A 21,936-nucleotide genomic window follows, 5' to 3' on the forward strand; every position below is an offset into this window, starting at 1 on the left:
CAATACTCCGGTTGACAGGTTTCACAAAGAGATGCTGTTTGGATTAACTTTAATATACCAGAAACAACGATGGATAATTATGAAATACACAATAGCTCTTGAGGCAGCAGAAGAAGGTGGATTTACTGCACGTTGTCTGGAACTTCCGGCAGCTATCAGTGAGGGTGACACTAGAGAAGAAGCACTTGAGAACATCAAGGAAGCTATTGAACTTGTGCTTGAGGTTACTCAGGAGCAGGCCAGAATTCTCGGGGAAGTTGCAAAGGTGGATGTTGCAAGTGCCTGAATTACCGATAATTTCCGGGCAGAAAGTTATAAAGACTCTGGTAAAACTTGGATTTGTAGTCGTCAGGCAAAAAGGGAGCCATGTCTTTTTGCAACGTGAAAGTGATACGGTAACAGTTCCTTTACATGATCCTGTCAAAAAAGGAACTCTTAAGAGTATTCTCAAACAATCGAATGTTTCGCTGGATGATTTTTTGAGAGTTTTAAAGTGACGATCTTGGTAGTTACTTACAAGATCAACGACATAATCAATATTATAAAAGATGCGGCTGCCGGGATTCGAACCCGGGTTCTAAGCTTGGGAAGCTCAGGTCATACCACTAAACCACAGTCGCACAACTTCTCTATATCCTTTTATCCGTTTTATATTATAGCTGTTTTGGTCTTCTGTAATCGATTTGAACAGCGTTGGTACTGGTGGGATGGATCGAAAAAAGAAAGGAAATGAAAGACCATCACTCGTACTTCTTAATGATCTCGTCGAAGGAATCTGCTATGTAGGAGAGGTTCTCTCTGCCGACTTCGAAGGTGCTGAGCTTGAAGAACTTGGTGAGGCCGGCTTTGATGCCGTGTATGTTCCGGCTCTTGAGCTCTTTGTAGAGGAAGTACCTGCCCTTCTTGACCTTTGTGGAGATCTCGTAGAGGTTGGGGGCTTCGAAGAACATCAGGTCGTGGTTGTGGGGTCTTTGTCCCATCTGTATGAGTCCCAGGGCTTCCAGCTTTTCGGAGAACCATCGCGCATCGGCAACTTCGTTTTCCCAGTTCCGGGTGCGTTTCACTACTTCGGGGAACGAGGCTATCATGGTCATCAGGGTCGCACTGCGGGCAGTACAGCCGAGAAGCTCTATTTCCTTGTTCTTGTTGGTCGGGGACTTTCGGAATATGATATCGGAATAGTCGCCATTAGCGTCATTCACGCCAAGCACGCCTATGGGTCCGCAGCTCGCCATGGACTTGTGACCGCTCCCGGCAATGAAATCCACGCCCAGCTCCTTTGCATCCACTGGCATCCTGCCAACGGAATACGCACAGTTCAGGAGCAGTGGGACATCGTACTCATGGCAGACGGAAGCTATCTTCTTGGCATCGGCAAGATTGCCGTAGTTGCCGTCAGGGTAGGTCAGCAGGGCAAGCGCAGGGGCCTTTCCGGTCTCGCTTATGGTCTCCTCGATGGCGGTTCCGTAGCCTTCAGGATCGATATAATAGTCCGGGCGCTCCGAACTGGGGACCTTTCTTATCTCCAGGCGTGCGCGTTGAGCTGCCACAACAGAGGAATAATGGGCAAGGCCGTCAAGGATGACAGTGTCGCCTTCCTGGGCAATGGCATGCATCACAGCGAACTTCGATTCACGCGCACCGTGGGTTATACGTGCCTGATCCACTCCCAGGAACTCCGGGAGGGCCTCGTGGACGAACTCCTGTACAGGGGGCTTCTTGATAAGGTCCAGAACGCCTCCGCAGTTATCGCATATGGAATATCCGTCTCCCCATTCCACCAGAGCACGTCTGGCATCCTCTGTCAATATCCCTCCGGTCTGCAGGGGATCGATATTGATCATATTCTTAGTAGGGCGTTCAATGAATCCGAAATTCTTCAATGCAGCATCATCAAGTGTCATATACTCACTTCTGTTTGGTCACTTCTCGTTCTAAAGTGGCAACTAATGGGTCAAAATAATAAAAAAGGTGTGGAAATATCATTCCACAGCTTTATTGAAAACGGTGGTGAACTCATCACAATCTGTGATCAGTTTAGCCACTGCATCCTTCACAACATCTATTGGGTCAGCATTCTCTGTCTTAAGGAAAAGAATAGGCTCACTGACGTTTATGTGTTTCATATCATATGACGCGGTATGGACGCGTTCATCTTCAATAAGGATGATCTTGAGCATGTTCAAGAGCGTATGACTCTCTCCAGCTATCTCCATTTTCATCTCATCATCAGATTTTTCTAAGATCTTAAGTTCCATATTATAATCTCCTTGTTGTTGAACTTAAATAATACCGGTTCCGTAATCGGAAGATATCTTGCGTGACTCTGTACGTCCACATTCAGGACACTTCAATACTTCATCATCCTTTTTCAACGTACTTCCACAGTTGGCACATGTTGCGACCATCACACCAAGTTCCTTTCCGGAAGTGGTCATTCTCATATTCTCGAGGTTGATGACCTTCGCCTTAACAACATCAGCTACAGCGAACTCCTTTGACATCTCCTTGACGTATGATTCCTTCACATTGGAAACATGGATGGCAGCGACTCCGGGCTTGATGAACTGACGGTCAACGACACCCTTGATCCCCTCTATCTGCACAAGTGCCATGGAATCACGCACATTGACAACCGTTCCTATGAGTATGTCACCCTTCTTGATAGTTGGTGGTGTGCTCGTGGTCGGTTTCACAGATATGGTCCTGCGCTTCTTGTTCACCATTACGAATCCGGTCGCAAGTGAAAGAATGTCACCTCTAACGGTGTAAGTGTTATCCCCTGCTTCAAATTCCTCGGTAGTGCCGATGATGTCACCGGGCATTACCAGGACCTTATCTCCATGTTGTTCCTCTTCCACGTGATCATCTTCCGTATTAGTCTTAGGGGTCTCGGTTTTCCTCTTCTCTACTTTCTTTTCTGCCACTTTTACCTTTTTACTGGCAGTATCTAATACTTCCTCTTCGACCTCTGGCTTCTCACCCAGGGACTTCATACTCCTTCTGGTCGTTTTCTTGCGGTTTCTTATTCTAATAGGAATCCCTCATATCAATTTAAATACGCCAGCAATTATTTTTGATCGTTCTGGCAATTATCTGTAATGATCCTGTAAATTTCAACCTCAATTCTTTCTACATCTTTTTTATGGAATTTAAATGTTCGTTTTATCGGAAATCCAGTATTGTACCATTCCGTAATAACCGCAGGTTGAATGAACTTCTTCACGAACGCCAGACTTCCACTATTATGTATGGAATATGTCACATCCGCCACTCTCAATGCGGTTTTCAGGAAAGGCCTATCACTTCCCTTTACCTGTGCACCAAAGGGCGGGTTCATGACCACGGTATCTGCATGCCCTCTGACCTGTCTTACATCCTTACACTCGAATTCCACATCGACACCGATCAGCTCAGCATTCTCCCGAGCTATCTCCAGTGCTCCCGGGTCTGAATCGAATCCCACGACCCTCTCAGCACCAAGGACGGCTGCACCGATGGCAAGCATCCCTGTGCCGCACCCCAGGTCATAGACCGTACCCTCAAGATCTCCCTTCATGAACGCAAAATGAAGCATCTCCGCCGCAAGCAAGGCCGGGGTAGGATACTGTTCCAGGGTAACATCAGGATTCTCGAACCCCCTTATCTTTTCGAGGAGGATCTCGAGCTTGCGTTGCTTCATGATCGGTCAGTCTCCCCTTATCTCATCAAAGACCATGTCTTCCCACTCACGTTTACCGAGAACTATCTCGAATTCCTGCGGGGTGAGCATGGGTGCGGAGAACCTTCCCACCTCGTCCACAGCAAGCCGCGGACATGCAGTGCTCACAAAAGCATCCACTTTGAACTGCAGCATCTGGTCAGGGGTGATAAGGTCAAGTATCAATATATAAGCGGTCTTTCCCTTCTCCTCGGCAAGCTCTTTAAGTTCCCTGGCAAGTTCCATCCTGTACTGCCCTGGCTTGCTGGAAACGATGATGCCGAAAGACTCAGCGTCCAGTGACTTTGCAATGGCCGCACTACGCTGACGCATTATGAGTGACGGGTCAACCTCCCTCACCTCCTTCGAGAAGGGGTCTGCAATAAGGACCCTCTTTCCTGTTGCAAGCGAAACCCCAAGCGGGTGGAACCCTCCACTGCCAATATACAGGAACTCCTCACAGTCCAGGTCGTCGGCAGCCGAGAAATTGCATCCCAGTACCTGCCCTGCGTATGCTATCTTACTGTCGCCTCTTCCTATGGCCACAACCTTGCCGTTGGCCTCAAGGATCTCACGAACCTCCGGCAACTTATGGACATGCTGTACAGTGGTCAGAAGTCCCACTTTCTTCCCCTGGAGCTTTTCCAGGGCCTTGACAACAACATCCTTGACGTCCGCATCGGAGCGTGTCTCTATAAAAATGACCTTGTCGCTATACCTGTTATCATCAAGTTGAGCATGTCCGAAATGGAAGAGCAGGTCAACGTTCTCAAGGATGGGTATGTCGAGGTCACAGGCACCATAACAAGGATTTGCAGAAATGATTATCTCCACACCTGTGGCTTCACTTATCTCTGAAGCAATGGCAGGGGCACGTCTCTTGAACCCCTCTGGAAATTGCAGCCCGATTATCTCAGGTTGCACTTCCTTTATCATCTCAATGATATGGTCTATCTGAAAATCGAAAGGCTCACTGCTGCTCACCGGCCACCTCCAGAATAGATACTCCGTTCATATCTACATCTATCTTCACAAGGGTATTGACATTATAGCCCATATCGCTCATCTGTGCAGCACCATCGCCTCTGCTGATGACCACTATAACATTACAGATGTTCGCACCCATCTTCTCAAGTGCCGGAAGAAGGGCTTTCAATGTGCCACCGGTACTGATAACATCGTCCACAACAAGGACATTCTCGCCCTTGTTCACTCCGTTGATGTAAAGCTCGCCCTTTGAATAACCCGTGCTCTGTGATAGGACTACCTCGCCCTCAAGTCCGTATTCCCTCTTCCTGACGATGGACATAGGCTTTCCTGTTTTCATTGAAAGTGCTGTTGCCAGTGGGATTCCCATTGCTTCGATGGATACTATCCTGTCGTAATCGGTTCCTGCAATATCTATCATATGGTCTGTGATCTCATCCAGCAGTTCCGGCTCAAGGGATGGGACTCCATCTGAGATCGGGTGTATGAAATACGGATATTCGCCTCTTACCACAATGGGTGCCTTACGGAGTGATTCCTGAAGAACTTCTAACATGTTATCCTGCCTTTTATGTTTAAAAAATGACCGCGTTCGCAGTCCCGGGGGTAACGACCCCGCCTCATCGAAGATTAGAGGCAGAAGATGCAATATCTGTCAGATCGTCACGCTCTCCTTTTATAGCAGAATAAAGTGTTTCTTTACTTAAAAGTACTGGATGGTAGTATTTTCCGCAGGCAACATCTGCCAGCTTTTCCGCAAGCTCACTTCCATCTCTACTGATATCGACAACAAGCATGTTTATCCTGTAATCATTAACACCCTTGCAGACCTGTAGCAGCTCCCTTTCTATGCTCCCTCCCCGATGCAATGGGACGTTGGCAGTACCATCGGTCACAAGTATCATAATAGGCACAGCTGAAGGTTCACGCTTCAATTCCTGAAGGATGGTCTCGACACCAGTGAGTATGCCTGAGACCATTGGCGTGGTCCCTCCGAAAGGCACCTTCTCAAGATATCTCTTTGCAGATTCCACTGACGAAGTGAACGGCAGCACGAGTTCTGCCGACCTTCCGCTATATGTCACAAGGGATACCCTGTCCCTTCTCTGATACGCATCCTTGAGAAGGGCGAGCACAACATCTGTGGTTATCTTGATCTTCTCCTTTTCGTCCATGGAATCAGAAGTATCAAAAACGATATTTATCAGTGTGGATATCCTTCGCCGCCTTATCTTTTCCCTGATATCGCTCTTTTTAATGCTTATCTTCCCGTCCTTGGCATGATGTGCCGCTGCACGCACAGTAGGCGCAATGGCGATATCCGTTACCTTATCTCCGGGCATCTTGTACCTGACATACCGCCCTCGCTTACCCTTGGTGAGAACCTCTGCCCGTCTCCCGGATTTCAATCTTCCGGAAACTACTTTCTTCTTCTGCTTGTTCTTCGCAAAATCCGTAAGTATCTTGCTCACTGCTTTCTCATCTTCGAAAGGATCTTCTTTTTCGGGCTTTGGTATATCGTCAGAAGCACAATTCGGTTCATTTTCATTCCTTTCGGCAGTATCTTCCCGTGTCTCAGAAATCGGGACAGGCTCTTCGACCTTTGGATGGATATATACTTCCTCTTCTGGTTCCGTTACTTCTATTTCCGATACTTCCGAAGTATGCCTTTCCTCTGGATTTTTCTCTGGGATCTCTTCCCTTGGTCTGGGTATATCTGCTACCAAGGTCTGCTTGGCTTTCTTGATAAGTACAGGACTTTCTTTCTTTATCCTTTTTGGACCCGTTTCGATGGTCGGTTCATATTCCCTCGGAACAAGGTGGACCTCTACCCCATCAATTGCCTTTTCAAAGATCTCTTTGCCTTCTTCCTCGACCGCTTTCTCAGGGACAGTTATCCTCATGATGGCATGGTCATCATTCCTGGTAAATTCCTGTTCTTTCTCAATAACGGTCTCTACCTCTGGCTCTTTCTTAAAAGAATCGAAAAAATCCTTCGGATCAACTATCACATGGTCGTTATCAGCGATTATGAATATCTCTTTCACATCTTCCGGCTGTATGGGCAATGTTCCTGAAATGAGCTTCTTGTGAACTGCTTCTGTATCAGCCCCACTTATCTGAGATAGCTCTGTAAGGGGCAGCCGAACGCTCATTACCGGTCTGCCCGGATTGAATACTCCGACATCATAGTCCCTGTCAAGGCTTTTCCTCAAACGCGATGCGGTAACTTGATCCTTCATTCGATATACCTGTCTTATACAGACCCGTTAACCACGGCCCGAAGTTGTTCTGCACTGAACTCCTCTTCCTCGAATGGTTTCTTTCTCATTCTGTGAGGCAGTACCATCTCTGCGGCCTCTATGATATCCTCGTTGGTGATCCTCTCTCTGCCTTCATAGGCTGCATTTGTTCGTGCAGTACGCTCTATCATAATATCGGCCCTGTGACCATCAACATTGAAAGCGACACATATCTTCGCAATTGTTCGCAGATTGTCCCTTGTTGCGGATATCCTACCTATTGCCTGCTTTGCCTTGATTATCTTGGCACGCAATTTCTCCTGTTCGGATTCGAATTCCCTTCTGAACTCCTGCGGGTCCTTGTTGAACTGGTTCCTTCTCTCAATGATCTCTACCCTTTGCTCAATATCGGTAATTCCCTCAACTTCCACCTGAAGGGCTATCCTGTCAAGAAGCTGGGGTCGAAGCTCTCCCTCCTCCGGGTTCATGCTTCCCACGATTATGAAATTGGCAGGATGACTGACACTTATTCCTTCTCTTTCCACCGTATTCACGTTCATTGCAGCAGCATCGAGCAATGCATCCACTACAAAATCATCCAGCAGGTTGATCTCATCCACATAAAGGATATTTCGGTTCGCATTTGCAAGGATGCCCGGTTCAAAGGCCTGTGTTCCTTCCTTCACAGCCTTCTCAATATCAAGACTTCCAACGACCCTGTCCTCGGTGGCTCCAACTGGAAGGTCGACGACCTTCATGGGTACCTTTTCCACCTTTATCTGACCCTTTCTCTGTTTGTCCACACATTCCCAGCAGAACGTGTCTGTGTCTAGGGGGTCACAGTTATATTTGCATCCGCTGATCACTTCGATCTCCGGCAAGATCTCTGCTAATCCTCTCACTGCGGTTGATTTGGCTGTCCCTTTCTGGCCTCGTACCAGAACTCCTCCGATGGATGGATTGATGGCATTCAGTATCAATGCCCGGAGCATCATTTCCTGTCCTACGATCCCGGAAATAGGGTACATTACCCTTTTCGTCTTGGTAGCCGTTTTTTGGATCTCATCAAAGGTCGTTCTCTTCTTTTCGACCGGTTTTGGCACTTCTCTTATGGTGCCTGCAATATTGGTAAAGCTCATGATATCCCCTCTGTTGGATTATTTGTATGTCTTTCCGATCATATATATCTCAGGATCAATGCTGAAATGAGTGCTATGAACAGCAATATCATTGCGATTATGAAAAGCAGGAATATTACGTTCATCCTGATCTTCTTGCTCGGATCCCTCACAGCATTCAGTTGTATCAGTGAGTAGAACATTGTTATCAGGAACATCATTGAAGAAAGCAACATCAATGATCCCGCGACAATAACGAATTCTGCGGTCCATGTAAGTGCCTTTGCATTGATAAGGTCGATAAAGAAGTCCTTCCCATGGCGTTCATACGCAGCTGTGATCCACAACATCGTGTAAGCGATCTCGGCAGCTCCCATTATGGCAGAACATGTTGCAGTTGCCAGCAGTGTGGCCATTGCAGATATATCCGGTAATTTCAGGTCTATCTCCCATTCATTATCCACTTTTTCACCCTTCTCTCTTATTGTAATGCACTAATTTGTCCACTAAGCAATATAACCATTATCATCATAATAAGATATATATTTTATCGATGCAAATAGATAATATAAAAATAATCTGTTCTAACCTGTTTTTCCTCATACATTACTTATTTATCTTTTCGGTACTTTGGATTTAGCGTGGACCCCTCAATAGAATTGAAACTTTCTGATAAAATTGATCTTATAAAAGAGGCCATATCCAAGAAAGAAAAGGTGCTTGTTGCTTTCTCAGGAGGCGTGGATAGCTCAACACTTGCTGCTCTGGCCTTTGATGCATTGGGGGACAATGCTCTTGCGGTCACTCTTTATTCACCTGTAATGCCACAAAGTGAACTTGAATATGCAAAAAGAACAGCAGAACTTATTGGGATAAGACACATTGTCCTTGACCATGACATTCTCTCCGATGAGCGTATAAGAATGAACGACCCTCAGAGATGCTATTATTGCAAGAAACACTTTGTAAAAAGGTTAAGCGGCATAGCTTCAGAGGAAGGTTTGAACGTGATCATGGAAGGGACAAATGCTTCCGAAATAACCGGTCGCCGACCCGGGCTGGAAGCCCTGAAGGAAGCCGGCTCTTCGATCTTCACCCCTTATGTGGAGTTCGATGTGAGTAAAGAAGAAGTTCGCCAGATTGCATCCTATCTCGGACTTGATGTTGCTAACAGACCATCAAATTCCTGTCTTCTCTCAAGACTTCCCTATGGCACTGAAGTGACCTCTGATCTCCTTGGAAAAATTGAAACTGCGGAAGATCTCATTCACTCATTGGGGATATTTTCTGTGAGGGTGAGGGTGCACGACGATATTGCCCGTATCGAGGTACAGCCCGTAGATATTCCTATTATCATTGAAAATAGAATACAGATCCTTAGCTGCTTGAAAGAAATGGGCTATCCCTATGTGACGCTTGATCTGGAGGGTTTCAGGAGTGGCAGCATGGATGAGGTTCTCTGAAAATGAATGAAAATGTCGATGTGTCGATAAGGGGTGCGGAAGAATCTGACAGTGGAGCCGTCGAAGGTATCATGGGAACATATTTCCTTGATATTGATGATGTTCCCATGGAGGATTTCATAATTGCTGAAATGGACGGCAAGATCGTTGGAGTGGCAGCAGTTTCGGAAAAGGAATGTTGTGAAGTCCATTCCATTGCAGTCCATCCTACCTACCGTGGACTGGGGATAGGGTCAAAAATGATCTCCAGGCTCATTGAGGCTGTTTCTCATGACCGTCTTTATGTAAGGACCACATCTCCTGTCTTTTTCAGAAAAATGGGCTTTGTGGAACTTCCCATGTCTGAAAAAGCGAGCTTATGGCAGGATTGTCGTGAATGTGACAGATACGACAACTGTAAACAATATGTTCTATGTATGGTACTGAAAGAGGTTTAAATCGTGTTAACACTTGGTCTTATAAATACTTATGACAAAATAAAGGTGCTTGATGCTCATTATCGTGCGATCGCAAGGGCTGCGCCTATCTGTTATGCTTACGGTCTGACCCTCTGTCTTTTTGATTTTCCCTTTAAGATGACTCCTGAGGAACTCGTGGAATATGTCATGGACAAGACCACCATTGGCGGGTCTGGTAAATATCTAAAGGCATTGCATGAGAATAACCGTCTGTTCATTTTCGATCTCCCAAAAAAAGGCTTCCAGTCCCAGTTCGGAACTGCTGTGGTAACCACCTCCATGCCTGAGGAAAAGTTCACCGTCACGCCGGAAGATATCGCGGAAGGTATGATGCGCAACCGTTCCTATCTTCTGCTCATTGGTCTTGGCAGGAAAGGCCTTCCAAAGAAACTGTATTCCCTCACGGACCATCATCTTGACATTACCTGTGACGGTATCTCCCTTGAGACGTGTACTGCCATGGGTATCATTCCGGCTTACATTATGGGTATAGTCAATACCAGAAGGAAACTGGACGATAAACGGAACAGGGGATATTGAAAAATGGGATCTGTACCTCGGGTATCCATTGTAAAGTGTACTGATTATTCGGATGCAAAGGCTGCGGTCAGAGAGGCCATCGGTCTCATAGGTGGCCTGGAAAGTATTGTCTTTCCGGGGGCGAAGGTCCTTCTAAAACCAAATATACTTGCAGCTGTTCCTCCTGAGAAAGCTGTGACCACACATCCGGCCATTGTCGAGGCTATGTGTGAACTTGTCCTTGAGGCAGGAGGTGTCCCTATTGTGGGAGATGGTGCCGGTATAAGTCATCCGGGTGTTACTGATGAAGCTCTTGATATATCTGGTATAAGGGAAGCTGCACAAAGGGGTGGTGCAGAGGTCTTGAGCTTTGAGATCTCAGGTTATGTTCCTGTGGATGTTGGGAACTATGTACAGCTTTCACAGATATATTATGCAAAACCGGTCCTGGATGCAGATGTGGTCATCTCTCTTCCCAAGCTCAAGACCCATGAACTGACGAAGTACACCGGTGCTGTGAAAAATATGTTCGGGGCGCTTCCGTTGAAGTTCAGGAAACAGGCACATGTGCTTGGGAAATTGGACATGTTCGCTGATGCTCTTTTGGATATCTATTCTGTGAAGGTGCCTCATCTTGCTGTGATGGATGGGATTGTTGGGATGGAAGGCAACGGTCCTGCGCTTGGTCATCCTGTGAACTCTCAGCTTGTGATGGCAAGTTTCGATCCTGTTTCCCTTGATATTGTGGCTTCGAAGGTGATCGGTCTTGACCCTCTGACCGTTCCTACGAATGTTGCTGCCCTCAATAGAGGATTCGGTCATAATGAACCTGAGGTAGTGGGTTTGCCCCTTGAAGAGGCGAGGATCGAGTTTGCAATGCCCGGGGTGACACTTGTTGGAAGTATGCCTTCTTTCATTGTGAGCCGTTTTGGAAATCTGTTCACCATAAGACCGTTCATCGATCCTTTTTCATGTACCCTTTGCGGGGCTTGTGTTCTGAACTGCTCTGCGAAAGCTATCGAGCAGGAAAACGGTGAGTTGCGCATAAATAAGAAAAAGTGTATCCTATGCTATTGTTGCCGTGAGCTGTGTCCTTCAGGTGCAGTTGAAATGAAGCGCTCCCTTTTTGCAAAGGTATTGATGAAAATAAGAAATAGAAGTTAAGCGGGAATGCCCGCTTATCTTATCAGTCCTTTAACTGGCATACCTGACTTTTGCGTAACCAGTCGATGTCAGCCTGGTAGAGCTCACGCAGGTCTTTAAGTCCCAGTTTTAACATTGCCACGCGGCTTACGCCAAGACCCCATGCCAGTACTGGCTGTTTGATGCCCAGGGGTTCGGTAACTTCCTTACGGAACACTCCGGCTCCTCCAAGTTCTACCCAGCCAAGTCCTTCGATGTATACTTCAGGTTCGACACTGGGTTCGGTGTATGGGAAGTATCCGGGTCTGAACCTTACATCCTCGAATCCCATCCTGTGATAGAATTCTTCAAGACATCCAAGAAGGTTTGCAAAGGACATGTTCTCGTCCATTATGACTCCTTCGAGCTGCTCGAACTCAGGGGTGTGTGTCGGGTCGATGGTCTCACGGCGGTATGCCCTGTCGATACAGAACGCCTTTACAGGCGGGTTTGGATTGTCTGTAAGGTACTTGATGGTTACAGCGGTCGTGTGTGTCCTCAGAACATCGCGTTTTGCGATGTCATCGCTCCATTTCCCGCCCCATCCGGTAGATTGCAGGTCTCCTCCATGCTCATGCATGTCGCGTATACCATCTGTATATTCTTCCGGAAGGTCTGAAGTTGTGTCCAGGTGGAACGTATCCTGCATTTCACGGGCAGGATGGTCCTGTGGCTGGAACAATGCATCGAAATTCCAGAATGAACTTTGTACGACATCGCCCTTTATCTCTGTGAATCCCATTTCCAGGAAGATCTGGCGCATCTGGTCGATAAGACGCTGGTACGGGTGGATCTTCGCACCGTATTCCGGTTTTGGCGGGGTCTGTATGTTGTAAGGTCTGAACTTCTTTCCTTTCCAGTCCCCGCTCTTCAATAATTGGGATGTTATCTGTGTGATCTCTTCTTCAATGGTGATACCGGCTTTGACCAGCTGGTGACCCTCTTCGGTGATGGACACTGTGCGGGCCTTGTCTTCGGTCTTTGATACCAGCTTTCGTTTAACGAGGTCCTTTATGGTGTTCTGGTCCGTGCCTATCTCTTCGAGGGTCTGTTTCTCTTCCTTGAAGTTTGCAATGGCCTTCTCATCTTCGCCAATATCGGAATTTCCGGTAGGTACCACCATTCCGCCCTCGATGTTCGCCCAATTCTTCCTGCGAAGCCAGCCCGTTGCGATGCCCACCATCTTTGGAGATAGCTTTTCCTTAAGTGCATCCATGGATGTCGGCTCAGAAAGACAGTTCATTATCTGTCTTTCAGGCAGTCCTTCTTCTGCATAGGTACGGCCTTCGGAGGTGAGTGAATATAGCTCGGTGACAACATCGGTCACTTCTGTCAGTCCGTTCTCTGAGAGCGAAAATGCGGATTGCATGGCAGTTTCCACTTTCATGGATGTTTTTTCTGCAAGCTCTTCCGGAGTAGTGGATGAGAGTTCATCCATTGCGATAAGCACATTCTTGTCATTGGTTGTAAGGTTATAATCGGTCATAGGGATCATGTCCTTTCTTTATAATCCGTAATCGTCCAGCCTGTCTTTTGCAAGCTCACGTTTTTCCTGATGGTCTGTCAGGAATTCTTCCATAAGCTCTGATGCAAGGGCTTTACATGTGCCACACATGCGCTTGCCACAGACACATTCATCGTATATCTCTGCCAGCTCGTTATCATCTTCCACAAGGTGGAACATCAATAGTTCGTAAACTGAGCATTTGTCCGCTTCACCGCCGAGCTTTTTCTGCTCTTCCAGGCTCACCCTTCCACCGGTCTTGGCACGTTTTACCTTCTTTGCAGCCAGCTTTGGGTCTTCTTTTAGTGAGATGAGGCTTTCCGGAACACTGCTGGACATTTTACCGCCCTGCAAGCCTGACATGAACCTGTGGTAGGTGGAGGATGGTGGTACAAAAGCATAACCTCCGTTCTCGATCTCGACCTCTCTTACCGTCTCAAGGAGCTTACCATAGTCATCTGCTCCGTAGACATCGATGTGTCCTTCGAAAAGCTTGGTGTCCCAGGGCAGACGTTCTGCTATCTCCGCAAGGGAACCTTCAGGTGCGGCTTTGCTACGTACACTGAAGAACTTGTTATTGTCCTTGTCCTCGCGTCCTTCTATCCTGAACATGTTCATTTTATGTGCAAGTCCGCGGGTGAGGCGCATATGCGGGTCCTGGTCGGCTCCAACTGGAATTACTGTAGGTTTGGGTCCGCCAAATTCGGAAAGCTGCGGCTGGAGGATATCAGCACTCTGGGAGATCGCACTTACCATGTGGGCCACATTGGTCTCTCCACTGAATCCATAGATGGCACTGAGTTCCGAGAAGTTCGCCTTGGCACTGAGCTCGAATGCAAGGTCCTTCACATTTTCGGATCCGGACTGGAAGTAGATATGTCCGTCCGGCTCGAATCCCAGGGCGATCAGGCTTACAATGTAATCTTCTATGCCGATCTGGCGACACTTTTCCCATGAGATGCCTCTTACTGAATATGCTTCTCTGTCAGCAATGCCTACAAATGCATCTCCGCCCATCTTCTGATGCCAGATTATCTCTTCCATGACCATCTTATGTCCGAGATGTCCTCCGCCTGTCGGCATGAAACCGCTCATGACCGAGAAAGGCTCTTTGTTCTTCATTGCATCTGTGATCAGATCATAACTTCGGTGGCCGAAGATCATTTTTCTGCGCATGTATCGGTGGGGGTCGGGGAGTTCTGAGCAGATGTCCTCAAAGGGCATTATGCCGAATTCATCGAATAGTTTGGAGTAATCATCGATGTTCACTGATCCCCATGGGTCAAGTTTCATATTCATGTGCTGCCTCTGTAAATTTTTTGCCGCTTATAATATCAGTATTCTTGAATTCGAACGTATATATTCATTACCGGATGAGCTTGAAATCATAAGGTTTGCTGGCGTCCTCAGGGATCTTTGATACAAGTTCCAGGTATTCCTTCTCCTGCATAAGGCAGGAGTGTCTCTCTCCCTTGAAATCACTGACCTTGCGTACCTTACTCCATATGGATCTTAGCGAGTCGGTCTGTATATTGCCAAAGCTGAACGGGATGTATGGGCATGGTTTAACAGAACCTTCCACGCACACGTGTAACCAGCGTTGACCTGCCATGCAGCCAAGCATTTCGCCTTCGAAATAGGTATTCGCAAATATTCGGGGTCCGTCCTTGGAGGCATTGATCCTGTGGTACATTTCCATTATGCGATCCCTGTCCTCATCTGTGATGATGGGGTCCTCGGGTCTTTTGGGAACTGATTCCCAGAGGGAGAACTCGTGTACTCCCATGTCCTTTGCGAGCAGGTACATAGATTCCAGCTTTTCCATGTTCTTGGGGGATACATGGGTGCACATTGTAACAAGAAGTCCGGCATCCAATCCGTATTTTATTGCCCCGGTCGCTTTTTCAAAAGCACCTTCAAGTTTTCTTACCTGATCGTGTTCTTCCGGTACGGTGGAGTATATGCTGACCAGAAGGTTGTGAAGTCCTATGTCCTTTAGTTTCTGTGCAACCTCCGGCGTCATTTCAGTGCCAGGGGTGTAGATGTTGACTATTGCTTTGTCCTTGTCCACATATTCGATAAGTTCGAATATATCCTCGCGAAGAAGCGGGTCCCCTTCTGTGAAAGTGATGACTACTGCGCCCATATCGAGGGCTTCATCAATGGCCTTTTTGATGGTGGCGGTATCGAGGTCGCCTTCTCCTCCGCTTATGACACAATGGTCACATTTGCAGTTGCAGTTCCTTGTTATCTCAAAAGAAACGGTCTCAGGAACGTATTTCCCAAGAGCTATCTGGGTCTCTGCGAATAGCAGACGTTTGAACACATTACTGGGGATCGGGGGCAGCCATGTGGAGGCAATTACCCTGTCCTTCTCTACAAGTGCCGGTTTTTCAGCTTCAAGGGTTGCGTTCATTTTTTTAAGGAAAGGGGAACAAATGCCGCGTAAATGTCCTTTCGCTTCAAGTTGTAAAAATCCGTTCTGATGTTTCAGATCGATGGTAAGTCCCGGGATGGAGAGTACTGTTATCTCTTCTTTATCCTGGGGTGCATCCGTATTTTCGTCCACATTTCCCATTTTAGAGTCCTCGTATTATCATCTTATAGGTTTGTTGCATCCTCTCCGGGAGTCTGCTCATCTGGGCTGAAAACGATGCGCGATTCTATCTTCCATGGTCATGTAAGCCTTTAGCTCTCCATTTCCGATCACGCCTTCGTATAAAAATTGAATCTCGAAAGTGGCAGGTCCACTTTCAAGTTCTCCCGTAAGGAGAATTACATCATTGTCGAGAGCTTCGTTACCAATAAGTTCATGGAACTGTGGTATTGAAGTCGAACCTCGATACATCTAAACCCTCTTGCAATCGATTAGCGTTTTTATTATCTGTTATTGGATATGGTCCAATTGGACATAATCGTTTTCAAGGGAATAGTTCAATGATGATGTGGGTGAACGCGTTTAAACGCGTTCTGCAAATGCGAGGTTCCCACTGATCCTCTTGATCTTGATCTTCAGGACATCACCTTTTGTGGCGCCAGGTACGAATATGGTAAATTTAGCAAGTTTAGCAATACCATCGCCCTTTGAACCGACAGCATCTATCCTTACCTCATATTCCTCGCCTTCTTCAACTGCGTCACGTGGTGTGGCAATCGTAGTTCGCCTCTTCTTGACAGGGCGATGTGCTCCACAAGCAGCACACTTTAAAATAATAATTCTGTCGGATTTGACAAGCTGGGTATCAGGACGGTTACATTCGGAGCACATTACGTACTCTTCCACATATGCATCGATGTTCGACTTTATGTTCTCCTTGGGGAACTTTCCCTGGAAGATCACACGTTTTCCTTCGATCTTACCTGCTGTGCCCATTTCCCTTGTAAGGTATTTCATAAGGTGGTCTGGGTCACGGTTCAGAACATCTGCGATGTTCCCAAAGTTATCCAGAACTGTGGTCTTACCCTCTATGAATATCCTGGGTTCTGGAATTACGAAACGAACGTCCGTAGTTTCCACATCAGGGAGATTTTCAATAGCCCTATTCAACATCGTTTCGTAATCATCCATTTTGATACCCTCTTGTTATTGAAATTAATTATCTTACCAGTTCCTGGCCCTGATCTACTATGATCGTGACAGGAGTTGGTAATTTCTGGCCAGCCCTTCTCAGAGCATCTTTTGCAACGATGAAGTGCTCTTTGTTGACTGAGATCGTAAAGATCTTTTGTCTTGCGGATACCCTCGCAGCAGTACTGACGTTCTTACCGTATGCAGCTCTCATTCCACTTGATACACGGTCTGCTCCTGCGCCGGTTGCCTGCTTGTTCTCTCTGAGGACCTCGTGCGGGTAGACCCTGAGCTTCATGTGGAAGCCAGCACGGCCTGCTGCTGATGTCATTTTTCTGTTAGCAGTGATACGTGCAGCTTCAAGAGCTGTGTGTCTGATCTGACATCTTTCATCTGCTAGAAGTGTTATCTTTATTGGGAATTCAGCGGTCTTGTTTCCCATATCGTAGTGAATGACCTGACTGCCTGGTACACCGCCCATATATTTCCTTCTGGTGAATGAGCGTGATTTCACATTTCTATACATACTTGCTGGTTTTCTTACCATGAGTTTAAGCCTCCTTGAAATATATTATTATGATCTAAGAACGCACTGTCAAATTCTTATCTTTTTCAGGTAGGTTGTCCTGACCTGGACTAGTGCGTCTTGAAATTCTTTAAATTGTTAATGTGTCAATGGTGCATCCCCCTACTACTTAGGGGTTTATAAGTCTTATCAATAGAATCATAATCTATTGTTTTTGATGAATTTTTCATTATGGCGTATCAAGTATAATTAGCTTTTGAAACGACCGGTTCTATTTATATATGGAATAACGTTCCTGGAAATCCATATATATCTAATTATACCTACTTTAATTATGAACACTGTCTCCAGTCAACACAAGGAAGGTGCAGCTAAAACCTTTAAATTTGCTATCATCTCCATTTCGACCTCAAGGTATGAAAAGTATGGTTCAGGCACATCTCCTGTGGGTGCTGATGATATTTCCGGCAAAATAATGATGGACCTGGTCGAAGCAAATGGGCATCATTTAGTTTATTATTGTCTTGTTTCAGATGAAATAGCTGCCATAAAAGAAGCTGTCACTGAAGCGATATTAAAAGGTGCAGATCTTGTAATTACTACTGGCGGGACTGGTCTAACTCTTTCCGATGTGACCATTGAGTCCGTAGTGCCCATGTTCGACAGGCAAATGCCCGGTTTTGGTGAACTCTTCAGATACAAAAGCATTGAACAGATCGGATCGGCTGTCATACTGACGCGTGCGGTTGCAGGCACTATTGGCGGTTCTGCTGTCTTTTGCTTGCCAGGGTCGCCCAGTGCTGTTGAGCTGGCACTATCTGAGATAATTCTCCCTGAGGCAGGTCATATCGTTAAACACATTAGATAAGGAATTTATAAAACATGTCTATATAATAGGGTCTATATAGTATGGTCTCTAAAGAATGGTATGCTACTATTAGGTAGTGTCATGACTGCAATACATTTGTAGTCGCAAGCGAAAGAACATGATCTCTCTTTATCATGTACTGCTTGTACGCATAAGCAAACATCTATTATCTCAACGCCATTGTTAAATAGTTGTAATAAAATGCACATGCTATCCGTGTGCAGAGTTTGCGCATATTGTTGACAGGGATGAATTCATCATAGGAATATACACATGGTCGAGTATTTATTAGGTATAAAGGAACTTGATGACCTGATCGGAGGGATTAGGGAGGGTACTAACCTTATGTTGATAGGTCCTCCTATGTGTGGAAAGGATGATCTTCTCAATAAGATCGTTCATACTGGCCTGAAGAACAACGAAGCTTCTATTATCGTTTCTACTCGTGAGACCGGAGAGCGCGTCCTCGAATGGTTCTCTCTTAATGATCTTGATGTCGAGAATGCCAATATAGGTATTGTGGACTGTGTTACCAAAACACTTGGTATTCCTACGCAGGATCTGGACATGATCAAGAGGGCGGCAAGTCCGGTGGATCTTACTGGCATCGGTGTGAGGATGGGTCAGTATCTTGAGGACTTCCTTGTGCAGAAGAAGTCCATTGGCCTGAGGCTATGTATCAATTCATTATCTACTATTTTGATGTATTCCAATCTGCAAACAGTTTTCAGATTCTTGCATGTTTATACAGGACGTGTCAAAGCCGCAAAAGCATTTGGTATCTTTGTGGTCGAGGATGAGATGCACGATCCTCAGACGGTGGCTACTCTGAAACAACTGTTCGATGGCATGATAGAGATAAAAGAAACTGATTCAGGGTATGCTATAAGGGTATTGGGTATCACTCAAAAACCAACCAAATGGTACGATTTTGAGATAGACGGTACTGATGTTAACATTCTCTCTACTGAATGACAGTTTCCTTGAAAATATCTGTCTTTCAAAGTACTGTTCTCATGTACTGCCGAAAGCTATAACTCAAATAAATTTTCTGTAGGTTCATTATGGATAAAGAAAAACTATACAAACTTAGGTCTGAAGCCACTCATGTCAAACCGATCATCAATGTTGGCAAAAGCGGTGTCACTGACCAGCTTATCGTGGAATTGAAAAAACATATCAAGGAAAGGCATCTCGTAAAGGTGAAAGTTCTTAAAAGTGCCTCTTATGAAGGTGGGATCGATGCGATTGCTGAAACCCTCGTTGAGGCCACAAAGGCAACACTCATTGATGTAAGGGGAACTTCAGTGGTACTTTACCGCTGATATTCAATGGATTACCTCAACTTCCTGAAGCGTGACAAGTCCTTCAGGAACCATTTTCCTTATGTTTGGGAGTATCTCCCTGATCTTCTCTTCTGAATCAACGGCTTCTATTATTAGTGGGAGCTGGGTTCCAAGCCTAAGTATGCTTGCAGTGTGTATCTTGTTATGCACGCCATATCCTTCGATGCCATGAAGCACTGTTGCTCCTGCTATGCCAGCTCCCCTGAGCAGTTCCAATATGACCTCATGTGCAACCTTTCCCTCGAATTTGCTGTTCTCATTAAGGTATATCTTGAGATTTTTTGATGCCATGCTATCTAATTTTCTCTCAAATTAGATTAAACTTGCTAACTGATGTCCCAGCAACACTCCTGAGATGCACAGGGATATATTCAAGATTATATTTAATATCGGATCTGTTGTTCTTCCTTCTTCAAGCATTCTGGAAGTTTCGTATGCAAACGTAGAATATGTGGTGAATGAACCAAGCACTCCTATATTTACAAGGTGCAGGCTAATATTTTGTGATGATGCAAATGTAAGGGTCGAGAGTATTATGCTTCCAATGACGTTGACAAGCAGTGTTCCTGTGGGGATGTTCCTGGTCTTTGGCACTATGCCGGATACTATGTACCTCAAAGGAGCTCCTATGGCCCCTCCAAGCCCTACCAGCAGGATATCTTCAAGTCCTCCTGTCATCTTAGCTCCTCCTTGAGATGTGTATGATAATGCCTCTGCCTGCAAACACTGCAAGAATGGTCAGGATCATGTTAGCTAATATATTCGCTATTGCAGGAGTTCCTCCGAGGGAATATGTCTGCACTGCAAAAGTGGAGAATGTGGTGAACGAACCTAAAAAACCTGTGCCAATGATCAAACGTGTTCTTTGGTCAACATATCCGATGTATTCGTTGTCGTACATCAGCATTCCTAAGAACAGACTCCCCAATACATTAACGGCAAGCGTTCCTGTTGGTGATGCTGTGGTAGAGGTTATAAGATACCTTGAGATGGCACCCAAAAACCCTCCTGTGGCAATTCCCGATAGCTCAATGAGCTGGTTGGATGATCTCATTAATGGAGGACGTTCTGCTCTGCTCATCGGTAAATGGCCTTAACCGCCGGATACCGGTGGGAATATGGCGACCTCATCGTCCTCGTTCAAAACAGTGTTCGATCCTTCCAGGTGCTGTATATTGTTACCGTTGACCAGGACATTGATATAGGTACGAAGCTCCTTTTTATCACCGACGTCGTTAAAAATAAGGTCCTGCATTTGTGGATATTTGTTCAGAAGGGACTCAAGTATTTCCTGAATGTTTTCTCCCTTAAGCTCAATTTCGGAAACTCCTGCAGCCTCCCTGAGATTTGCGAACAGTTTTATTTTTACGCTGGCCATGGCAATTTGTGTGTACTGCATATTTAATAAAACTATCCAATATTTTCTGCTGGACCTCTAATGCTCATAAAATTCAAATGTGTGAATTTTTGGGGGTCCCATGTGATCTTAATGGTGCATGGGTTGATCGTATGGTAATGTGGCTAAAATGAGGTTTTAATGACGCTGTAGCTCGTACTGAGGTCTTAGTGTAAATGCAAAATAAGCATGTATGCTATTGTGGATAAATTATAGCTATAGATAAATTATATGTGCAAAATTGTAAACTTAATCTCAAAAAAGATTCTGGTGGGATAGCGCGGATTTGAACCGCAGTCCAAGCGTCCCAAACGCTCGAGGATGACCAGGCTACCCTACTATCCCATCGTGTGAATCACATGCAAAGAACCTCGCATGCAGCGTCTTTCATGACACGATTTCCTAAATAGCAGTTATGGTAGATATACTTATCTATTCAATTCCTGTTTTTGGCATCAGATCTTATGAAAGTTGGATGGTAAACATGTTTATGCAGCCAGTTTTTCATTTCCAGCGACGATATATGCTGTTATCTATCTTCATCAGATCAAGTGCTCTGCCTGCCATGAAATCGATAAGTTCTTCCATTGTGGTTGGTCTGTTGTAGAATCCCGGGCACGCAGGTAACAAAATAGCACCTGCATTGTGTGCTCTTAGCATGTTCTCTATATGTATCCCGCTAAGGGGGGTTTCACGTGTCATCAGTATCAGTTTACGCCTTTCTTTAAGGCAAACATCTGCAGTACGTGCTATCAGGTTATCAGATGTCCCATTTGCCACGGATGCCAGTGTTTTCATGCTGCAGGGAGCAATTATCATCCCTTCGAAAGGGTGGGATCCGCTTGCTATGGGTGCTGTAAAATCCTTCTCATCGTAAACTGCGGTGGCCATGCCCTCGATATCTTCCGGGGTATAGTCGGTTTCCACTCCGAGTATCTTCTTTGCTGCTTCTGTGAGGACCAGGTGGGTATCGATATCCATTTCAGAAAGGACTTCCAGAAGACGAATGCCATACTGTGCACCGGATGCTCCACTTATGCCGATAACTATCTCCATTT

At 45.9% G+C, this 21,936-nt stretch carries 29 protein-coding genes and 2 tRNA genes; 9 read left to right on the forward strand and 22 right to left on the reverse strand.

The genetic code is table 11. The features are described 5' to 3' along the window. The first annotated feature begins 79 nt into the window (after positions 1-79). Entirely contained in the window at positions 80-286 is a 207-nt protein-coding gene (locus AC20MK_RS01680; RefSeq protein WP_250868851.1) for a type II toxin-antitoxin system HicB family antitoxin, read from the forward strand. Then, a complete protein-coding gene (locus tag AC20MK_RS01685) occupies positions 279-497 on the forward strand; it encodes a type II toxin-antitoxin system HicA family toxin (RefSeq protein ID WP_487356289.1) in 219 nt (72 codons plus the stop codon). The genes AC20MK_RS01680 and AC20MK_RS01685 overlap by 8 nt, the downstream gene beginning before the upstream one ends. A 52-nt stretch (positions 498-549) precedes the next feature. Here AC20MK_RS01685 and AC20MK_RS01690 read toward each other — a convergent pair. From AC20MK_RS01690 to AC20MK_RS01735, 10 genes are all read right to left on the reverse strand, one after another. Further along, positions 550-620 (reverse strand) — tRNA-Gly (locus tag AC20MK_RS01690). Positions 621-740: 120 nt separating this feature from the next. Further along, the gene (pscS, locus tag AC20MK_RS01695) at positions 741-1,904 is read right to left on the reverse strand and encodes an O-phospho-L-seryl-tRNA:Cys-tRNA synthase (protein ID WP_487356290.1); all 1,164 of its coding nucleotides are present in this window, start codon (positions 1,902-1,904) and stop codon (positions 741-743) included. A gap of 78 nt (positions 1,905-1,982) precedes the next feature. Continuing rightward, positions 1,983-2,258: a DNA-directed RNA polymerase subunit L gene (locus AC20MK_RS01700; RefSeq protein ID WP_487356291.1), complete on the reverse strand. Its 276-nt coding sequence runs from the start codon at positions 2,256-2,258 to the stop codon at positions 1,983-1,985. A 24-nt stretch (positions 2,259-2,282) separates the two neighbouring features. Then, positions 2,283-2,996 carry an exosome complex RNA-binding protein Csl4 gene (locus AC20MK_RS01705; RefSeq protein WP_487356292.1) on the reverse strand — a complete coding sequence of 238 codons (714 nt, stop codon included), beginning with the start codon at positions 2,994-2,996 and terminating at the stop codon, positions 2,283-2,285. Positions 2,997-3,070: 74 nt separating this feature from the next. Further along, positions 3,071-3,682, reverse strand: coding sequence for an METTL5 family protein (locus tag AC20MK_RS01710; protein WP_487356293.1), 612 nt, complete (start codon positions 3,680-3,682; stop codon positions 3,071-3,073). Between the two features lie 6 nt (positions 3,683-3,688). Next, complete coding sequence (gene dph2, locus AC20MK_RS01715; RefSeq protein ID WP_487356294.1) at positions 3,689-4,684, reverse strand: diphthamide biosynthesis enzyme Dph2; 996 nt, start codon at positions 4,682-4,684, stop codon at positions 3,689-3,691. Continuing rightward, positions 4,671-5,243 carry a hypoxanthine/guanine phosphoribosyltransferase gene (hpt, locus tag AC20MK_RS01720; RefSeq protein WP_487356295.1) on the reverse strand — a complete coding sequence of 191 codons (573 nt, stop codon included), beginning with the start codon at positions 5,241-5,243 and terminating at the stop codon, positions 4,671-4,673. Before hpt ends, dph2 begins: the two co-directional genes overlap by 14 nt. Before the next feature lie 64 nt (positions 5,244-5,307). Then, a complete protein-coding gene (locus AC20MK_RS01725; protein ID WP_487356296.1) occupies positions 5,308-6,930 on the reverse strand; it encodes a VWA domain-containing protein in 1,623 nt (540 codons plus the stop codon). Between the two features lie 14 nt (positions 6,931-6,944). After that, positions 6,945-8,069, reverse strand: a complete 1,125-nt coding sequence (locus AC20MK_RS01730; protein ID WP_487356297.1) for a magnesium chelatase ATPase subunit I — start codon at positions 8,067-8,069, stop codon at positions 6,945-6,947. Positions 8,070-8,107: 38 nt separating this feature from the next. Further along, complete coding sequence (locus tag AC20MK_RS01735) at positions 8,108-8,512, reverse strand: hypothetical protein (RefSeq protein WP_270096125.1); 405 nt, start codon at positions 8,510-8,512, stop codon at positions 8,108-8,110. Positions 8,513-8,689: 177 nt separating this feature from the next. Between AC20MK_RS01735 and larE the strand changes: the two genes are divergently transcribed. From larE to AC20MK_RS01755, 4 genes are read left to right on the forward strand one after another with little or no spacing between them, the layout of a single operon-like run. Beyond that, positions 8,690-9,511, forward strand: a complete 822-nt coding sequence (larE, locus tag AC20MK_RS01740) for an ATP-dependent sacrificial sulfur transferase LarE (RefSeq protein ID WP_487356298.1) — start codon at positions 8,690-8,692, stop codon at positions 9,509-9,511. Between the two features lie 2 nt (positions 9,512-9,513). Continuing rightward, positions 9,514-9,948, forward strand: coding sequence for a GNAT family N-acetyltransferase (locus tag AC20MK_RS01745; protein ID WP_487356299.1), 435 nt, complete (start codon positions 9,514-9,516; stop codon positions 9,946-9,948). 3 nt (positions 9,949-9,951) lie between these two features. Next, positions 9,952-10,509, forward strand: a complete 558-nt coding sequence (locus tag AC20MK_RS01750) for a DUF531 family protein (protein WP_487356300.1) — start codon at positions 9,952-9,954, stop codon at positions 10,507-10,509. A 3-nt stretch (positions 10,510-10,512) separates the two neighbouring features. Next, positions 10,513-11,652, forward strand: coding sequence for a DUF362 domain-containing protein (locus AC20MK_RS01755; RefSeq protein WP_487356301.1), 1,140 nt, complete (start codon positions 10,513-10,515; stop codon positions 11,650-11,652). A 22-nt stretch (positions 11,653-11,674) separates the two neighbouring features. On the opposite strand, the gene pheS is transcribed toward AC20MK_RS01755, so the two are convergent. From pheS to AC20MK_RS01785, 6 genes are all read right to left on the reverse strand, one after another. Further along, the gene (pheS, locus tag AC20MK_RS01760) at positions 11,675-13,156 is read right to left on the reverse strand and encodes a phenylalanine--tRNA ligase subunit alpha (RefSeq protein ID WP_487356302.1); all 1,482 of its coding nucleotides are present in this window, start codon (positions 13,154-13,156) and stop codon (positions 11,675-11,677) included. Positions 13,157-13,174: 18 nt separating this feature from the next. Continuing rightward, on the reverse strand, positions 13,175-14,473 hold the full coding sequence (locus AC20MK_RS01765; protein WP_487356303.1) for a tryptophan--tRNA ligase: 1,299 nt from the start codon (positions 14,471-14,473) through the stop codon (positions 13,175-13,177). 67 nt (positions 14,474-14,540) lie between these two features. Continuing rightward, entirely contained in the window at positions 14,541-15,752 is a 1,212-nt protein-coding gene (locus tag AC20MK_RS01770; RefSeq protein ID WP_487356304.1) for a radical SAM/SPASM domain-containing protein, read from the reverse strand. Between the two features lie 57 nt (positions 15,753-15,809). Beyond that, positions 15,810-16,022 carry an ATPase domain-containing protein gene (locus AC20MK_RS01775; protein ID WP_487356305.1) on the reverse strand — a complete coding sequence of 71 codons (213 nt, stop codon included), beginning with the start codon at positions 16,020-16,022 and terminating at the stop codon, positions 15,810-15,812. Positions 16,023-16,133: 111 nt separating this feature from the next. Next, positions 16,134-16,742 carry a translation initiation factor IF-2 subunit beta gene (locus AC20MK_RS01780; protein WP_487356306.1) on the reverse strand — a complete coding sequence of 203 codons (609 nt, stop codon included), beginning with the start codon at positions 16,740-16,742 and terminating at the stop codon, positions 16,134-16,136. 28 nt (positions 16,743-16,770) lie between these two features. Continuing rightward, positions 16,771-17,289: a 50S ribosomal protein L16 gene (locus tag AC20MK_RS01785; protein WP_487356307.1), complete on the reverse strand. Its 519-nt coding sequence runs from the start codon at positions 17,287-17,289 to the stop codon at positions 16,771-16,773. A gap of 313 nt (positions 17,290-17,602) precedes the next feature. Here AC20MK_RS01785 and AC20MK_RS01790 point away from each other — a divergent pair, with 313 nt between their 5' ends. The 3 genes from AC20MK_RS01790 to AC20MK_RS01800 all read left to right on the forward strand — a co-directional run bounded on the left by AC20MK_RS01790 (position 17,603) and on the right by AC20MK_RS01800 (position 19,461). After that, positions 17,603-18,136 (forward strand): MogA/MoaB family molybdenum cofactor biosynthesis protein, encoded by a 534-nt coding sequence (locus tag AC20MK_RS01790; protein WP_487356308.1) that lies wholly within the window; start codon positions 17,603-17,605, stop codon positions 18,134-18,136. A 273-nt stretch (positions 18,137-18,409) separates the two neighbouring features. Further along, a complete protein-coding gene (locus AC20MK_RS01795) occupies positions 18,410-19,111 on the forward strand; it encodes an RAD55 family ATPase (protein ID WP_487356309.1) in 702 nt (233 codons plus the stop codon). 89 nt (positions 19,112-19,200) lie between these two features. Next, positions 19,201-19,461 (forward strand): YhbY family RNA-binding protein, encoded by a 261-nt coding sequence (locus tag AC20MK_RS01800; protein WP_487356310.1) that lies wholly within the window; start codon positions 19,201-19,203, stop codon positions 19,459-19,461. 3 nt (positions 19,462-19,464) lie between these two features. Here AC20MK_RS01800 and AC20MK_RS01805 read toward each other — a convergent pair whose 3' ends face one another. From AC20MK_RS01805 to AC20MK_RS01830, 6 genes are all read right to left on the reverse strand, one after another. Continuing rightward, positions 19,465-19,773 carry a DUF190 domain-containing protein gene (locus AC20MK_RS01805; RefSeq protein ID WP_487356311.1) on the reverse strand — a complete coding sequence of 103 codons (309 nt, stop codon included), beginning with the start codon at positions 19,771-19,773 and terminating at the stop codon, positions 19,465-19,467. Positions 19,774-19,794: 21 nt separating this feature from the next. Further along, positions 19,795-20,160, reverse strand: a complete 366-nt coding sequence (crcB, locus tag AC20MK_RS01810; protein ID WP_487356312.1) for a fluoride efflux transporter CrcB — start codon at positions 20,158-20,160, stop codon at positions 19,795-19,797. 1 nt (position 20,161) lies between these two features. Next, positions 20,162-20,536, reverse strand: coding sequence for a fluoride efflux transporter CrcB (gene crcB / locus AC20MK_RS01815; protein ID WP_487357037.1), 375 nt, complete (start codon positions 20,534-20,536; stop codon positions 20,162-20,164). Between the two features lie 39 nt (positions 20,537-20,575). Continuing rightward, the gene (locus tag AC20MK_RS01820; RefSeq protein WP_487356313.1) at positions 20,576-20,860 is read right to left on the reverse strand and encodes a ubiquitin-like small modifier protein 1; all 285 of its coding nucleotides are present in this window, start codon (positions 20,858-20,860) and stop codon (positions 20,576-20,578) included. A gap of 286 nt (positions 20,861-21,146) precedes the next feature. After that, a tRNA-Pro gene (locus tag AC20MK_RS01825) sits at positions 21,147-21,223 on the reverse strand. A 159-nt stretch (positions 21,224-21,382) separates the two neighbouring features. Next, positions 21,383-21,934 (reverse strand): UbiX family flavin prenyltransferase, encoded by a 552-nt coding sequence (locus tag AC20MK_RS01830; RefSeq protein WP_487356314.1) that lies wholly within the window; start codon positions 21,932-21,934, stop codon positions 21,383-21,385. Positions 21,935-21,936: the final 2 nt, after the last annotated feature.

The sequence above is a fragment of the Methanococcoides sp. DA23 genome, from assembly GCF_057593895.1.

Coding starts and splice junctions, on each gene's coding strand:
- AC20MK_RS01680 (WP_250868851.1), top strand. CDS start 80: ATGAAATACACAATAGCTCTTGAGGCAGCAGAAGAAGGTGGATTTACT.
- pscS (WP_487356290.1), bottom strand. CDS start 1,904: ATGACACTTGATGATGCTGCATTGAAGAATTTCGGATTCATTGAACGC.
- AC20MK_RS01700 (WP_487356291.1), bottom strand. CDS start 2,258: ATGGAACTTAAGATCTTAGAAAAATCTGATGATGAGATGAAAATGGAG.
- AC20MK_RS01705 (WP_487356292.1), bottom strand. CDS start 2,996: ATGAAGTCCCTGGGTGAGAAGCCAGAGGTCGAAGAGGAAGTATTAGAT.
- AC20MK_RS01710 (WP_487356293.1), bottom strand. CDS start 3,682: ATGAAGCAACGCAAGCTCGAGATCCTCCTCGAAAAGATAAGGGGGTTC.
- hpt (WP_487356295.1), bottom strand. CDS start 5,243: ATGTTAGAAGTTCTTCAGGAATCACTCCGTAAGGCACCCATTGTGGTA.
- AC20MK_RS01725 (WP_487356296.1), bottom strand. CDS start 6,930: ATGAAGGATCAAGTTACCGCATCGCGTTTGAGGAAAAGCCTTGACAGG.
- AC20MK_RS01730 (WP_487356297.1), bottom strand. CDS start 8,069: ATGAGCTTTACCAATATTGCAGGCACCATAAGAGAAGTGCCAAAACCG.
- AC20MK_RS01745 (WP_487356299.1), top strand. CDS start 9,514: ATGAATGAAAATGTCGATGTGTCGATAAGGGGTGCGGAAGAATCTGAC.
- AC20MK_RS01755 (WP_487356301.1), top strand. CDS start 10,513: ATGGGATCTGTACCTCGGGTATCCATTGTAAAGTGTACTGATTATTCG.
- pheS (WP_487356302.1), bottom strand. CDS start 13,156: ATGACCGATTATAACCTTACAACCAATGACAAGAATGTGCTTATCGCA.
- AC20MK_RS01765 (WP_487356303.1), bottom strand. CDS start 14,473: ATGAATATGAAACTTGACCCATGGGGATCAGTGAACATCGATGATTAC.
- AC20MK_RS01770 (WP_487356304.1), bottom strand. CDS start 15,752: ATGGGAAATGTGGACGAAAATACGGATGCACCCCAGGATAAAGAAGAG.
- AC20MK_RS01775 (WP_487356305.1), bottom strand. CDS start 16,022: ATGTATCGAGGTTCGACTTCAATACCACAGTTCCATGAACTTATTGGT.
- AC20MK_RS01780 (WP_487356306.1), bottom strand. CDS start 16,742: ATGGATGATTACGAAACGATGTTGAATAGGGCTATTGAAAATCTCCCT.
- AC20MK_RS01785 (WP_487356307.1), bottom strand. CDS start 17,289: ATGGTAAGAAAACCAGCAAGTATGTATAGAAATGTGAAATCACGCTCA.
- AC20MK_RS01790 (WP_487356308.1), top strand. CDS start 17,603: ATGAACACTGTCTCCAGTCAACACAAGGAAGGTGCAGCTAAAACCTTT.
- AC20MK_RS01795 (WP_487356309.1), top strand. CDS start 18,410: ATGGTCGAGTATTTATTAGGTATAAAGGAACTTGATGACCTGATCGGA.
- AC20MK_RS01800 (WP_487356310.1), top strand. CDS start 19,201: ATGGATAAAGAAAAACTATACAAACTTAGGTCTGAAGCCACTCATGTC.
- AC20MK_RS01805 (WP_487356311.1), bottom strand. CDS start 19,773: ATGGCATCAAAAAATCTCAAGATATACCTTAATGAGAACAGCAAATTC.
- crcB (WP_487356312.1), bottom strand. CDS start 20,160: ATGACAGGAGGACTTGAAGATATCCTGCTGGTAGGGCTTGGAGGGGCC.
- crcB (WP_487357037.1), bottom strand. CDS start 20,536: ATGAGATCATCCAACCAGCTCATTGAGCTATCGGGAATTGCCACAGGA.
- AC20MK_RS01820 (WP_487356313.1), bottom strand. CDS start 20,860: ATGGCCAGCGTAAAAATAAAACTGTTCGCAAATCTCAGGGAGGCTGCA.
- AC20MK_RS01830 (WP_487356314.1), bottom strand. CDS start 21,934: ATGGAGATAGTTATCGGCATAAGTGGAGCATCCGGTGCACAGTATGGC.